This window comes from Christiangramia sp. OXR-203, from assembly GCF_034372165.1.
GTDB lineage: Bacteria > Bacteroidota > Bacteroidia > Flavobacteriales > Flavobacteriaceae > Christiangramia.
On sequence record NZ_CP139698.1, the window covers coordinates 2,568,685 to 2,582,685 of the forward strand.

Sequence of the window (14,001 nt, forward strand, 5' to 3'; positions counted from 1 at the left end):
GTTTCTTCAATATGTCAATGAACTTTTTTCCCGTATTCACAATAGAGTCTCGATGATCTTACAAACTAAAAACTTATGTTTCCTGGTTGTTTGTAAAAACTATAACCCACTCTATCTCTAGGAATCGTGGAGAATATCGGAGTCGAACCGATGACCTCCTGCGTGCAAGGCAGGCGCTCTAGCCAGCTGAGCTAATCCCCCATTATTTTAGTATCCAGCTAACCAGTTATTAGTTAACAGTACTTATAACGGCTACTCAACCTCTAAAATTTCCTTTCAGTTTTTCAAATGAACTTATAAACCTGATGGCTTACTCTTTCAAGTAGTCTCAGGCAGACTCGAACTGCCGACCTCTACATTATCAGTGTAGCGCTCTAACCAGCTGAGCTATGAGACTGTCCATAATAACCGAATTGACATAAGAATCAAGACCAAATTGGCCTTCTAAACTTCCCTTTACTAATTGTCGCTTGCATGTAAACATGCAAAGCTCTAGAAAGGAGGTGTTCCAGCCGCACCTTCCGGTACGGCTACCTTGTTACGACTTAGCCCCAGTTACCAGTTTTACCCTAGGCCGCTCCTTACGGTGACGGACTTCAGGTACCCCCGGCTTCCATGGCTTGACGGGCGGTGTGTACAAGGCCCGGGAACGTATTCACCGCATCATGGCTGATATGCGATTACTAGCGATTCCAGCTTCACGCAGTCGAGTTGCAGACTGCGATCCGAACTGTGATAGGGTTTAAAGATTCGCATCCCCTCGCGGGGTAGCTGCCCTCTGTCCCTACCATTGTAGCACGTGTGTGGCCCAGGACGTAAGGGCCGTGATGATTTGACGTCATCCCCACCTTCCTCACAGTTTGCACTGGCAGTCTGGCTAGAGTTCCCGACATGACTCGCTGGCAACTAACCACAGGGGTTGCGCTCGTTATAGGACTTAACCTGACACCTCACGGCACGAGCTGACGACAACCATGCAGCACCTTGCAATTAGTCCGAAGAAGGGTCTGTTTCCAGACCTGTCCAACTGCATTTAAGCCCTGGTAAGGTTCCTCGCGTATCATCGAATTAAACCACATGCTCCACCGCTTGTGCGGGCCCCCGTCAATTCCTTTGAGTTTCATTCTTGCGAACGTACTCCCCAGGTGGGTTACTTATCACTTTCGCTTAACCACTCAGCTCTCAATCGAGCCGAACAGCTAGTAACCATCGTTTACGGCGTAGACTACCAGGGTATCTAATCCTGTTCGCTACCTACGCTTTCGTCCCTCAGCGTCAATATATTATTAGTGATCTGCCTTCGCAATAGGTGTTCTGAGTAATATCTATGCATTTCACCGCTACACTACTCATTCCAACCACTTCATAATAATTCAAGAACAACAGTATCAATGGCAATTCTACAGTTGAGCTGCAGACTTTCACCACTGACTTATTATCCCGCCTACGGACCCTTTAAACCCAATGATTCCGGATAACGCTTGGACCCTCCGTATTACCGCGGCTGCTGGCACGGAGTTAGCCGGTCCTTATTCATACGGTACCGTCAAGCATCTACACGTAGATGTGGTTCTTCCCGTATAAAAGCAGTTTACAACCCATAGGGCCGTCTTCCTGCACGCGGCATGGCTGGATCAGAGTTGCCTCCATTGTCCAATATTCCTCACTGCTGCCTCCCGTAGGAGTCTGGTCCGTGTCTCAGTACCAGTGTGGGGGATCTCCCTCTCAGGACCCCTACCTATCGCGGTCTTGGTAAGCCGTTACCTCACCAACTAACTAATAGGACGCATACTCATCTTTAAGCCATAAATGTTTAATGTAATCTCCAGGTGAAGTCTACATACTATGGGGTATTAATCCACGTTTCCATGGGCTATTCCCCGCTTAAAGGCAGATTGTATACGCGTTACGCACCCGTGCGCCACTCGTCAGCAAATTAGCAAGCTAATTCCTGTTACCGTTCGACTTGCATGTGTTAGGCCTGCCGCTAGCGTTCATCCTGAGCCAGGATCAAACTCTTCATCGTTAAATCTTAAATATATTCAACAATTACTAAAGAAATTGCTCAGTATGACTTTTCTAGTCTTAATTCTTATACACTTGATTCTATCTAATTAAAGATAAAACCCTTTGTCAATTCAATATATCAATGAACTTTAATTGGTCTCCCAATCTGTCTTGTTAAAACCTAAGGAATCGAACCTTATTCTCTCACCCCATCCGGTGGTTTTCAGTAATTTCAATCTGTAATTTTTGAACGTTTGCTTGTTCTCAAAGCGGGTGCAAATATACAACGCTTTTTCTTTATCCACCAAAACTTTTTTAATAAAATTTTTAGTTTCTTTTTCTAAAGCTTTCCTACCTTTAAACTCTGCCAACCTTCTTAAGAACGTCGCTTCGTTTTTAAAGCGGGTGCAAATATAAAACTAGTTTTACTCTCCAGCCAAATAAAATTTAAAGAAATTTAATTTTTATTTTTTTGCCTTAGACCAACAATAGCCTACCCTTTACAAACCCTTTCAGTGAACGCACGCCTTGCTCTCAAAGCGGCTGCAAATATACACTAACTTTTTTCTTTCTACCAAACTAAAATTTAATAAATTTTAGTTTAATTTTTTAAAGCCAGATCCTTTCACATCACCCACCATTACTACTCTCAACGAACATACGCCTTGCTCCCAAAGCGGCTGCAAATATACACCCCAATTTTAATTACACAATGACTTTTTGAAAAAAAATATAAAATAAACACAAGATTATTTATAAGTGGTTGAACTTCAGAATTATCAATGTCTAAATAATTTCATAATACATTTCCGAAGAGATAATCAACACCTATATATAGTATATAGGTAAGTATGTATTGTGCAACCAAACTCAACACCTTATCTTTGCGACTTCGTAAAACATGTATATAATGATCAAGATCACTCTGCCAGACGGAAGTATTAAAGAGTTTGAAAAAGGCACTACTCCAATGGATGTAGCCAGAAGTATAAGCGAAGGACTTGCAAGGAATGTTATTTCTGCAAAGTTCAATGATGAAACTGTGGAAACCACAACACCTTTAAATACCGATGGCGATCTTGTTCTTTTCACCTGGTCTAATGATGAAGGTAAAAAAGCATTCTGGCATTCATCTTCTCACGTAATGGCTCAGGCTATTCAGGATCTGTACCCGGGAGCCAAGCTTACTATAGGACCAGCGATTGATAGAGGATTCTACTATGATGTAGACTTCGGAGGGAATAAGATCTCAGAAAATGATTTCAAGAAGATCGAAGATCGTATGCTGGAAATTTCCCGTGGTAAACATGATTTTGCACTGCGTTCAGTTTCTAAAGCCGATGCGCTGGAATTCTACAAGAAGGAGAACAATCCTTTTAAGGTAGAGCTTATCGAAAATCTTACTGATGGTGAAATCACCTTCTGTGATCATGATACTTTCACAGATCTTTGCCGCGGTGGTCATATTCCAAATACAGGAATCATCAAAGCGGTAAAATTGATGAGTGTTGCCGGCGCATACTGGAGAGGTGATGAAACCAATCCTCAATTAACCAGAGTATATGGTATATCATTTCCGAAGCAAAAAGAATTAAAAGAATATCTGGCTCTATTGGAAGAAGCCAAAAAAAGAGATCATAGAAAATTAGGGAAGGAACTGGAGCTATTCACTTTTTCTCAAAAAGTTGGACAGGGATTACCATTATGGCTTCCGAAAGGTGCAGCTCTTAGAGAGAGACTCGAGAATTTCCTAAAAAAAGCTCAGAAGAAAGCCGGCTATGAAATGGTTGTAAGTCCGCACATTGGTCATAAGGAACTATATGTAACTTCTGGTCATTATGCTAAATACGGGGAAGATAGTTTTCAGCCAATAACGACTCCTAATGAAGGGGAGGAATTTCTACTGAAGCCCATGAACTGCCCGCATCATTGTGAAATGTATAATGCGAGTTCATGGAGTTATCGTGACCTTCCGAAGAGATTTGCGGAGTTTGGTACTGTATATAGGTATGAGCAAAGTGGAGAATTGCATGGTTTAACCAGAGTTAGAGGCTTTACTCAGGATGACGCCCATATATTCTGTATGCCGGAGCAGCTGGATGAAGAATTTAAAAAAGTAATTGACCTTACCTTATATGTATTCTCATCTTTAGGTTTTGATGACTTTACCGCGCAGGTGTCTCTAAGGGATCCTGAGAAGAAAGATAAGTATATAGGATCTGATGATGTTTGGGAAAAAGCTGAGTCGGCCATTTTAAGTGCTGCGGAAGAAAAAGGTCTTAATTATGTGATCGAAAAAGGTGAAGCAGCTTTCTACGGACCAAAACTTGACTTCATGGTTAAGGATGCACTGGGAAGAAGCTGGCAACTTGGAACGATTCAAGTGGACTATAATCTGCCAGAGCGCTTTGACCTGACATACAAAGGTAGTGACAATGAGTCACATCGCCCAGTCATGATCCACCGAGCTCCTTTTGGAAGTATGGAAAGATTTATAGCAATTCTACTGGAACATACCGGTGGTAATTTTCCACTATGGTTAATGCCGGAACAGGCTATTATTCTCTCACTCAGCGAGAAATATGAAAATTACTCACAAAAAGTTTTAAATTTACTTGAAAATCACGAAATTCGCGCCCTTGTAGACAATAGAAACGAAACCATCGGGAAGAAGATTCGGGAAGCCGAAGTAAACAAATACCCGTATATGTTGATTGTCGGCGAGCAGGAAGCCAAAGATGGTACGATTTCTGTTCGTAAGCATAGTGAAGGAGATTTGGGAACGATGAAGATCGATGATTTTGCAGATTTGATTAATACAGAAATCAGTAGTACCTTAAAGCCTTTCAAAACATAAGTTTAATTAAAATTTTAAGCCATAGCTATACGTAGAAAAAAACCGAACAGGTTCGGTCGACAAAAAGAAGAGCAGCACCGAATCAACGAGAAGATCAGAGCAGACGAAGTACGCCTGGTTGGTGATAACGTAGAGATGGATGTATATCCTGTAAAGAAAGCTCTTGCAATTGCAGAGGAACAGGGTCTTGATCTAGTAGAGATCTCTCCGAACGCAAAACCACCAGTGGTAAAAGTAATGGACTATAAAAAGTTTCTTTATGAACAAAAGAAACGTGAAAAGGCCATGAAAGCTAAAGCCAGTAAGGTAGTTGTTAAAGAAATTCGATTTGGTCCCAATACAGATGATCATGATTACGAGTTTAAGAAACGTAATGCAGAGAAATTCTTGAAAGACGGTGCAAAGCTAAAGGCTTTTGTATTTTTCAAAGGACGATCTATCGTGTTCAAGGATAAAGGAGAAATTCTTCTTCTAAGACTTGCACAGGATCTTGAGGAACTTGGAAAGGTAGAACAGATGCCAAAACTTGAAGGAAAGAGAATGACAATGTTTCTCTCTCCTACCAAGAAATCGAAATAAGAGAATAAGAGAGTTAATTATAAAAAGAGGACAGTAATGCCTAAGATGAAAACTAAATCCAGTGCCAAAAAGCGTTTCAAGCTAACCGGTACAGGTAAGATTAAAAGAAAGCACGCGTTTAAGAGTCATATTTTAACAAAGAAGTCTAAGAAACGTAAGCTAGCCTTAACTCACAGTACTTTGGTACATGATGCAGATAAGCAAAATATCAAACTTCAATTACGTTTAAAGTAAATTGAAGCTCTTGAGGTTTAATTAATTATTTAACCATGGAGTTGGGCAACACTTAGACTGAGCATAGTGCTACAGAATAAGTTAAGTTGAAAGTGTCGGTAAACGACCGCCTACTACAAAAAAATTTAAAATATGCCAAGATCAGTAAACTCAGTTGCCAAAAGGGCACGTAGAAAAAAAGTTTTAAAGCAAGCTAAAGGATATTTCGGACGTCGTAAAAACGTTTGGACCGTTGCTAAAAATGCGGTTGATAAAGCGATGCTTTATGCATATAGAGACCGTAAAGCTAAGAAACGTAATTTCCGTTCTTTATGGATTATGCGTATTAACGCTGCAGCCAGACAGGAAGGATTATCTTATTCTCAATTTATGGGGAAAATCAAAACCAGTGAAATTGGATTGAACCGTAAGGTTCTTGCCGATTTGGCGATGAATCACCCAGAGGCTTTCAAAGCGATTGTAGAAAAAGTAAAATAAACAATTATACTCTCTTATAGAAAAATCCCGCAATTGCGGGATTTTTTGTTTTCCATTAATCCGAAAATGAATCTAGATATCCTCCTCCTCTCCATAGATTGTTAGCACAAGTTTTCTCGATCCTCCAGAGTTTCTATGTTCACACAAATATATGCCCTGCCAGGTTCCCATGTTCAAACTACCATTAGTAATAGGAATTTGCAAAGAAGGCCCGGTAAGTGAAGATTTGATATGCGCCGGCATATCGTCACTTCCCTCTGTAGTATGTTTGTAATAGTCCTGATTTTCCGGTACCATTTTGTCAAAATGACTACGGAAATCTTCTCTTACAGTTGGATCTGCATTCTCATTAATCGTTAATCCAGCAGAGGTATGTTTGATAAAGATCTGCAAGAATCCGAATTTAAAGTCTTCTATTTCTGAACAATGATTTAAAATTTCATCGGTAATTAAGTGGAAACCACGTTTGCGTGGTTTTAAGCGCATTTCAGTCTGATAAATTTCCATTCAATTTTGTTAAGTTTTCTGTTCCTTTTTCTTAGCTGCCGGAAATAGCACATTATTAAGAATAAGCCGGTATCCTGCCGAATTTGGATGCAACTGTAGTTCGGTTTTTGGATCCCCTACCCTGTGCTGATAATCTTCAGGATCATGTCCTCCATAAAAGGTGAAAAATCCCTTGCCTTTCACCCCATGGATGTATCTGGCTTCACCATTCAGTTTGGATTCGCCCATTATTAAAACCCCAGGTTTTATCGTTTCCGGATCGTAACTTGTTGTTTGTCCCATAAAACCTTTTACCAGTCGGGTATGATTTTGTGTAAGCATGGTAGGCACCACATCCCATTTCGCCGAATAGTCCATCAAAGTAAAATAATCACTTTCCTTTTCGATCATTTGCCGTTTCGAAGTCATATCAATATTAGAGAATTCATAAACCAACGGGCTTCTCTCCAAAATAAAATTGGTAAACGCAAAGCTGAGATCATAATTTAATTTAGATTGGTAAGCCGGTTCACTTGGATCACCATCAAACATTGCTTCTGCGATATCTACCCCATCTGCCGCCAAAGCGATATCGAAACTATCTGTGGCACTACACATGGCAAACATAAAACCTCCACCTTTTACATATTCACTTATTCTCCTGGCCACCGCAAGTTTCTCTTCTGATACTTTTTCATAACCCAGCTCTCTTGCCAGACTTTCAGCTTGCCTCTTGTCTTCTATATACCATGGAGTAGTTTTAAAACTGCGATAAAACTTCCCATATTGTCCGGTGAAATCTTCATGATGCAGGTGAAGCCAGTCGTACAAGAGCAGGCCATCTGCCAGAACTTCCCGATCGTAGATGGTAGTATATGGTATTTCAGCATAACTAAGTGCCATAGTAACGGCATCATCCCAGGGTTTATTTCCCTGCGGACTATAAACTGCAATTTTAGGTGCCTTCTCGAGCGGAACTGATTCCATATTCTGGGAAGGACTGCTTATTTCTTGTAGGATACTTTCAGCTTTTTGATCACTGATGATCTCGAAAGACACACCACGAATCTTACATTCTTTCCGAAGATCTGGATGATCTGAAACCAGGAACGAACCTCCCCTGTAATTCAGCAGCCAGTTCACCTTGAAACTTTTCTTAAGAGAAAAATACACCATTCCGTAAGCCTTCAAATGATCATTTTGCGTACTCGCATCCATTGGAATAAGTACTTTAGAGGCATTTGCAGTAGAACTGGTGATCAACAGAAACAAAAAAAGCAAAGTAGTTTGAAGTACTTTGCTTTTTATGATATTTTTTAAATGTCCTATCTTGCTGAAATTCTTCAGTTTAAAATCATTAAAATGGAACGTCGCTATCATCATCCTCACTATTCATTGAGCTTCCAAATGCTTCATCTGCACTAGGATTTGGTAAATTGAAATTTCCGAAGTCATCCCCATCTCCACTATTCATACTTGAGGGAATTTCAGAAGGGAAACTAAAGTCTTCTAAATTATCGAATTTACCGAGTTCTCCAATAAACTTTAAGCGAATATTTTCCAGACCACCATTACGGTGCTTTGCTACAATAAATTCACCCTGCCCCTGCGTAGGAGTTCTTTCTTCATCATCCCATTCCTCGATCTTATAATATTCCGGACGATAAATAAAGGACACAATATCTGCATCCTGCTCGATCGCTCCAGATTCCCTAAGGTCGGATAATAGTGGTCGTTTACTTCCACCACGTGTTTCAACCGCACGGGAAAGCTGTGAAAGGGCGATTACCGGAACATTAAGTTCTTTGGCAAGAGCTTTCAGGTTTCTGGAAATCATGGAAATCTCCTGTTCACGGTTTCCACCTTTCTGCCCACCACCAGCTGTCATTAATTGCAAATAATCTATAACAATAAGCCTTATCCCATGCTGGGAGGCAAGACGTCTGGCTTTTGCACGTAGATCAAAAATAGAAAGTGACGGAGTATCATCAATAAATAACGGTGCCTTTTCGAGATCTTTCACCTTTACATTCAATTGCTCCCATTCGTGCTGCTCCAGTTTACCGGTTCTGAGTTTTTCTGAAGAGAGTCCGGTTTCAGAAGAGATCAAACGAGTGATCAACTGTACTGAAGACATCTCTAAAGAAAAGAATGCTACCGGAAAACCCTGATCTACCGCAATATTCCGGGCCATAGACAACGTAAGCGCCGTTTTACCCATACCTGGACGGGCGGCAACGATAATTAAATCTGAAGGTTGCCATCCTGAAGTAAGATCATCAAGTTTATCGAATCCTGAAGGAACTCCACTAAGACCTTCTTTGTTGGAAATCTCCTGGATCTTCTTCTTTGCCTGGATCACCAAAGATTGTGCAGTTTCGGTGGATCTCTTGATATTCCCCTGGGTTACTTCATAAAGTTTGGATTCTGCTGAATCCAGAAGATCGAATACATCTGAACCTTCATCAAATGCTTCTTCAATTATTTCGTTGGAGATCTTAATTAATGATCTCTGAATATACTTCTGTAAAATAATACGCGCGTGAAACTCAATATGCGCACTACTGGACACCTTTTGAGTAAGCTGAATAAGATAATAGTCTCCTCCAACCTTATCAAACACCTTATCTTTCTTAAGTTGGTTAGAAACGGTTAATAAGTCAATCGCTTCAGAGGCATCGAACAGTTTTTTAATGGCATCATAGATCAACTTATGGGAATTCTTGTAAAAGGCATCCGGTACCAAAATATCAATGATCTCATCAACTCCTTTTTTGTCGATCATCATTGCACCAAGCACAACCTCTTCTAAATCAACAGCTTGAGGCGGAACTTTACCTTTTTCAAGGCTTACCACATTTGTTTTTTTATAGGATATGTTCTGGGGGGAGCTTATTTTTTCCATAGATACGAAAGTAAATAAAATGTTAAGATAATCTTAAGTAGATTGCCCTGAGGTACTCAACAGGTAATGAACAATTTACCTGTTGATAACTTCGATTTTGTGTTAATAAGACAAAAAAATCCGGAATTTGACTGCCGGATTTTCTAACGATGATGTATAAATAAAGCAGTTAGCCTTTAAACACTCCCATGTCTAAATATTTATCCATTCTATTTTCTACCAGTTGGTCTGGTGATAAGTTTCTGAATTCAGAATATGCTTTGGTAATTGAAGATTTTACCGTATTAAAGAGCTCTTCACGATTGCTATGAGCACCTCCTAAAGGTTCTTTCACGATCTCATCGATGAGCTTCTGCTTTTTCATATCTATAGAAGTCAGTTTCAAGGCATCTGCGGCAATTTCCTTGTATTCCCAGCTTCTCCATAGAATTGACGAACAGCTTTCCGGAGAAATCACAGAATACCAGGTATTTTCCAGCATCAGTACTTTATCTCCAACACCTATTCCTAAAGCTCCACCACTGGCACCTTCACCAATAATAACTACGATAATTGGCACCTTTAGTCTTGTCATTTCAAGAATATTTCTCGCGATCGCTTCACCCTGTCCGCGCTCTTCAGCTTCAAGACCAGGATATGCTCCAGGAGTATCCACCAAGCATACTACTGGAACACCAAACTTTTCAGCAGACTTCATTAAACGAAGCGCTTTTCTATACCCTTCAGGATTGGCCATCCCGAAATTACGGTACTGTCTTGTTTTGGTATTATAACCTTTCTGCTGACCAATGAACATAAAACTTTGATCATCGATCTTTCCAAGACCACCAATCATTGCTTTATCATCCTTCACATTACGGTCACCGTGCAATTCAAGAAAAGTATCTCCACAAATAGCATTTATATAATCTAAGGTATAGGGTCTGTTAGGATGCCTGGAAAGTTGTACTCTCTGCCAGGGAGTAAGATTCTTATAGATTTGTTTCTTGGTTTCAGCAAGTTTCTTCTCAATTTGCTTGCAGGTTGCCGTAACATCTACATCACTTTCCTGTCCAATATTGCAGGCTTTGGCATATTGTTCCTCCAGCTCCTTGATAGGTTGTTCAAATTCTAAATACTCCATATTTCTTATGGTTATTAATTTAAATAGCTCACAAATATAACAACTTTGAAAGGATAGAAATGGCTGATAAAGTTTAAATTTTCAACAGATATGGATTAACGCTTCGCGCGAATAAGAAGCACGATGGCCAGTATCCCAAATACTATATTAGGTAACCATACAGCTATCAAGGGCGAGAACGTCGACTGCTCTGCCATGGTTCCAAAAACCTTGTCGAAAAAGATAAAAATAAAGGCCAGGCATATTCCTACCGCAAGATTCACTCCCATTCCTCCTCTTCTCTTGAATGAAGAAACTGCAACGGCAATTATTGTTAGAATAAAAGCTGAAATAGGAATACTCCAACGTTTATAAGCCACTACTTCATACCTGCTTATATTCCCCGAACCTCTTCTCTTTTCCTTGGTGATGAACTCCTTTAGTTCGGTATAATTTAATGTTTCAGCGATATAAGATTCAGGTGTAAGTTCATCGAATTCGAATGGCAGAATCGTATCCAGGGTTCTATAGTTAAAAATACTATCGCCTCTGGCACCCACAATACGTTTGTCAGCCATAGTAAGCCTGTACGTACTGTCCTCTGGATTATAGCGTAAACTTGAAGCGCTTATCTTAAATTTCAACTCATTATCCTCAAAGTGTTCCAGCGTAAAGTTACGTGCAGAATTTGAACTTGGGGAAAAGTGATTCGCGTAGATGAACTCGTTATCATTGATCTGCCGGTAGACATCATTGGTTTCCCTGGTTTCCTGCCCGTGTTTTAAATACCTGTATTTAAACTCATTAAAACCTTTACTCGCTTGAGGTGCGAGATACATGGAAAGAATCAATGCACCAATACAAACAATGGTTGCCCCTATCAAATAAGGCCTCAGAAATCTATAAAAGGAAACACCGCTACTCAAAAACGCAACGATCTCGGTATTCATGGCCAGTTTCGAGGTGAACCAGATGACCGATAAGAATAGAAATATAGGAAATAAGAGATTTGCAAAATAGATGGTAAAGTCCAGATAGTAATAGGCAACTTCAATAAAGGGCACTTCATTATCCAGAATCTTGTCGATCTTTTCAGCAAGGTTTACAGTGATACCAATTGGAATAAACAACAACAGCATCATACTGAAGGTTCCCAGATATCTTTTAAGTATATACCAATCGAGAATTTTCAAATTCCGGAATTATAATCGTTTATCCATTTGTTTTACCATCTTATCTTTCCACTGCGTGAAATCTCCGGCTAATATATGCTTTCTGGCTTCTCTCGTCAACCACAGGTAGAAACTAAGATTATGAATACTTGCAATTTGCCTGCCAAGCATTTCATTTACTGTAAATAGATGTCGAACATAGGCTTTAGAATACTCTGAATCTACAAAGCTAACACCCTCAGGATCTATTGGTGAAAAGTCATCTGCCCATTTTTTGTTCTTGATATTAATGGTTCCGTGGGATGTAAATAACATACCGTTTCGTCCATTCCTTGTTGGCATCACGCAATCGAACATATCTACTCCAAGAGCAATATTTTCAAGAATATTAATTGGTGTTCCCACTCCCATTAGATAACGTGGCTTGTCTTCCGGTAGTATTGCAGTAACCACTTCAGTCATTGCATACATTTCATCTGCCGGTTCTCCTACAGATAATCCTCCAATAGCATTTCCTTCAGCTCCGGCATTTGCGATATATTCCGCAGATTGCTTCCGAAGATCTTTGTAGGTGCTCCCCTGTACGATTGGGAAAAGTGTTTGCTTATAATCGTAAATTTCAGGCGTTTTCTCAAGGTGATTGATACACCTGTCCAGCCAGCGATGCGTCATATGCATAGATCTCTTTGCATAATTATAATCACATGGATATGGAGTACATTCATCAAAAGCCATAATAATATCGGCTCCAATGGTACGCTGAATTTCCATTACATTTTCCGGAGTAAACGTATGATAAGAACCATCTATATGAGATTTGAACTTCACACCTTCTTCCTTGATCTTTCTTCTTGCTGAAAGTGAATAAACCTGGTAACCACCACTATCTGTAAGGATATTTCGGTCCCAATTCATGAACTTATGAAGTCCACCAGCTTTCCTCAGAATTTCAGTTTGTGGTCTAAGGTATAAATGGTAGGTATTTCCCAGTATTATATCTGGATTAATATCTTCCTTCAATTCACGTTGATGTACGCCTTTAACGGTAGCTACCGTTCCAACCGGCATAAAAATTGGTGTTTCGATCTTGCCATGATCTGTGGTAATACTTCCGGCACGTGCTTTACTACCGGCATCGGTAGATAAAAGTTCAAATTTCATAGTTCTGTTTAATCGCTGCAAAGATACTCATTCAAAACTCAAATGGAAGTCAGAGTTCACAGAGCCTGTTAGTATTTTGCTGAAAAAGTTAATAACTGGGGTATGGTTGCTTTGTCAAAGGCTTTAAATCGCTTATTTTTGCGGCAACAAAACAACACATTATAAAATGCCAAACATCAACGAATTACAAGATTTTGTCACTCAGGTTCGCCGCGATATTCTGCGACAGGTGCATAAAGTAAACTCTGGTCACCCTGGAGGTTCTTTAGGCTGCGCTGAATTTTTTACGGCTCTTTACCAGGAAGTTATGGATCACAACACCAGCTTCAACATGGATGGTAAAGGAGAAGACCTGTTCTTTCTTTCCAATGGTCATATCTCCCCGGTTTTTTACAGCGTTCTAGCCAGAAGTGGTTATTTCCCGGTAGAAGAACTCAGTACTTTTAGATTAATTGATTCAAGATTACAGGGACATCCAACAACTCATGAGGGATTGCCTGGAGTTAGAATCGCTTCAGGATCTCTGGGACAGGGAATGAGCGTTGCTCTTGGTGCTGCTCAGGCCAAGAAACTTAATAATGATGATCATATAGTTTACACTCTTCATGGTGATGGAGAGTTGCAGGAAGGTCAGAACTGGGAAGCGATCATGTATGCTGCCGGAAATAAAGTGGACAACCTTATTTCTACAGTAGACCTCAACGGTCAGCAAATCGATGGTAGTACAGAGAAGGTACTTCCGCTAGGAAACCTTGGAGCTAAATTTGAAGCATTTGGCTGGGACGTGATGGAAATTGAAGATGGAAACAATCTTCAACAGGTGATCGACGGACTTAAAGAAGCTAAAAACAGAACTGGAAAAGGTAAGCCAGTCTGTATTTTAATGAACACGGTAATGGGTAATGGTGTCGATTTCATGATGCATACGCACGCATGGCATGGGAAAGCTCCAAACGACGAGCAGTTGGAAAAAGGACTTTCTCAGAACCCTGAAACCCTAGGTGATTACTAAGCCAAATTC

The 14,001-nt window shown here is 40.2% G+C and carries 11 protein-coding genes, 2 tRNA genes and 1 rRNA gene; 5 read left to right on the forward strand and 9 right to left on the reverse strand.

Going from position 1 to position 14,001, the window contains the following annotated elements; genetic code table 11:
* Positions 1-127: 127 nt before the first annotated feature.
* From T8I65_RS11855 to T8I65_RS11865, 3 genes are all read right to left on the reverse strand, one after another.
* Positions 128-201, reverse strand: a tRNA-Ala gene (locus T8I65_RS11855).
* Positions 202-323: 122 nt separating this feature from the next.
* Positions 324-397 (reverse strand) — tRNA-Ile (locus T8I65_RS11860).
* 99 nt (positions 398-496) lie between these two features.
* Positions 497-2,026: ribosomal RNA gene (locus T8I65_RS11865) — 16S ribosomal RNA — on the reverse strand.
* 891 nt (positions 2,027-2,917) lie between these two features.
* Between T8I65_RS11865 and thrS the strand changes: the two genes are divergently transcribed.
* The 4 genes from thrS (at position 2,918) to rplT (ending at position 6,154) form a co-directional block, all read left to right on the forward strand.
* Positions 2,918-4,864, forward strand: coding sequence for a threonine--tRNA ligase (gene thrS / locus T8I65_RS11870; RefSeq protein WP_322300805.1), 1,947 nt, complete (start codon positions 2,918-2,920; stop codon positions 4,862-4,864).
* Positions 4,865-4,945: 81 nt separating this feature from the next.
* On the forward strand, positions 4,946-5,443 hold the full coding sequence (gene infC, locus T8I65_RS11875; protein WP_141878380.1) for a translation initiation factor IF-3: 498 nt from the start codon (positions 4,946-4,948) through the stop codon (positions 5,441-5,443).
* A gap of 36 nt (positions 5,444-5,479) precedes the next feature.
* The gene (rpmI, locus tag T8I65_RS11880) at positions 5,480-5,677 is read left to right on the forward strand and encodes a 50S ribosomal protein L35 (RefSeq protein ID WP_141878381.1); all 198 of its coding nucleotides are present in this window, start codon (positions 5,480-5,482) and stop codon (positions 5,675-5,677) included.
* Positions 5,678-5,809: 132 nt separating this feature from the next.
* On the forward strand, positions 5,810-6,154 hold the full coding sequence (rplT, locus tag T8I65_RS11885) for a 50S ribosomal protein L20 (RefSeq protein WP_026914511.1): 345 nt from the start codon (positions 5,810-5,812) through the stop codon (positions 6,152-6,154).
* Between the two features lie 72 nt (positions 6,155-6,226).
* Here the strand turns inward: rplT and T8I65_RS11890 are convergent, their stop codons facing one another.
* From T8I65_RS11890 to tgt, 6 genes are all read right to left on the reverse strand, one after another.
* Positions 6,227-6,661, reverse strand: coding sequence for a secondary thiamine-phosphate synthase enzyme YjbQ (locus tag T8I65_RS11890; protein WP_322300806.1), 435 nt, complete (start codon positions 6,659-6,661; stop codon positions 6,227-6,229).
* Positions 6,662-6,670: 9 nt separating this feature from the next.
* On the reverse strand, positions 6,671-8,020 hold the full coding sequence (locus T8I65_RS11895) for an asparagine synthetase B (protein ID WP_416173218.1): 1,350 nt from the start codon (positions 8,018-8,020) through the stop codon (positions 6,671-6,673).
* Positions 7,998-9,545, reverse strand: a complete 1,548-nt coding sequence (gene dnaB, locus T8I65_RS11900) for a replicative DNA helicase (protein ID WP_322300808.1) — start codon at positions 9,543-9,545, stop codon at positions 7,998-8,000. The genes T8I65_RS11895 and dnaB overlap by 23 nt, the downstream gene beginning before the upstream one ends.
* 169 nt (positions 9,546-9,714) lie before the next feature.
* A complete protein-coding gene (locus tag T8I65_RS11905; RefSeq protein ID WP_322300809.1) occupies positions 9,715-10,668 on the reverse strand; it encodes an acetyl-CoA carboxylase carboxyltransferase subunit alpha in 954 nt (317 codons plus the stop codon).
* Positions 10,669-10,763: 95 nt separating this feature from the next.
* On the reverse strand, positions 10,764-11,840 hold the full coding sequence (locus tag T8I65_RS11910) for an LptF/LptG family permease (RefSeq protein WP_322300810.1): 1,077 nt from the start codon (positions 11,838-11,840) through the stop codon (positions 10,764-10,766).
* A gap of 9 nt (positions 11,841-11,849) precedes the next feature.
* Positions 11,850-12,980, reverse strand: a complete 1,131-nt coding sequence (gene tgt, locus T8I65_RS11915) for a tRNA guanosine(34) transglycosylase Tgt (RefSeq protein ID WP_141878387.1) — start codon at positions 12,978-12,980, stop codon at positions 11,850-11,852.
* A gap of 166 nt (positions 12,981-13,146) precedes the next feature.
* On the opposite strand from tgt, the gene T8I65_RS11920 reads away from it, so the two are divergent.
* The gene (locus T8I65_RS11920; RefSeq protein WP_322300811.1) at positions 13,147-13,992 is read left to right on the forward strand and encodes a transketolase; all 846 of its coding nucleotides are present in this window, start codon (positions 13,147-13,149) and stop codon (positions 13,990-13,992) included.
* The last annotated feature ends 9 nt before the right edge of the window (positions 13,993-14,001 follow it).

Coding starts and splice junctions, on each gene's coding strand:
- thrS (WP_322300805.1), top strand. CDS start 2,918: ATGATCAAGATCACTCTGCCAGACGGAAGTATTAAAGAGTTTGAAAAA.
- tgt (WP_141878387.1), bottom strand. CDS start 12,980: ATGAAATTTGAACTTTTATCTACCGATGCCGGTAGTAAAGCACGTGCC.
- T8I65_RS11895 (WP_416173218.1), bottom strand. CDS start 8,020: ATGATAGCGACGTTCCATTTTAATGATTTTAAACTGAAGAATTTCAGC.
- T8I65_RS11890 (WP_322300806.1), bottom strand. CDS start 6,661: ATGGAAATTTATCAGACTGAAATGCGCTTAAAACCACGCAAACGTGGT.
- rplT (WP_026914511.1), top strand. CDS start 5,810: ATGCCAAGATCAGTAAACTCAGTTGCCAAAAGGGCACGTAGAAAAAAA.
- rpmI (WP_141878381.1), top strand. CDS start 5,480: ATGCCTAAGATGAAAACTAAATCCAGTGCCAAAAAGCGTTTCAAGCTA.
- T8I65_RS11920 (WP_322300811.1), top strand. CDS start 13,147: ATGCCAAACATCAACGAATTACAAGATTTTGTCACTCAGGTTCGCCGC.
- T8I65_RS11905 (WP_322300809.1), bottom strand. CDS start 10,668: ATGGAGTATTTAGAATTTGAACAACCTATCAAGGAGCTGGAGGAACAA.
- dnaB (WP_322300808.1), bottom strand. CDS start 9,545: ATGGAAAAAATAAGCTCCCCCCAGAACATATCCTATAAAAAAACAAAT.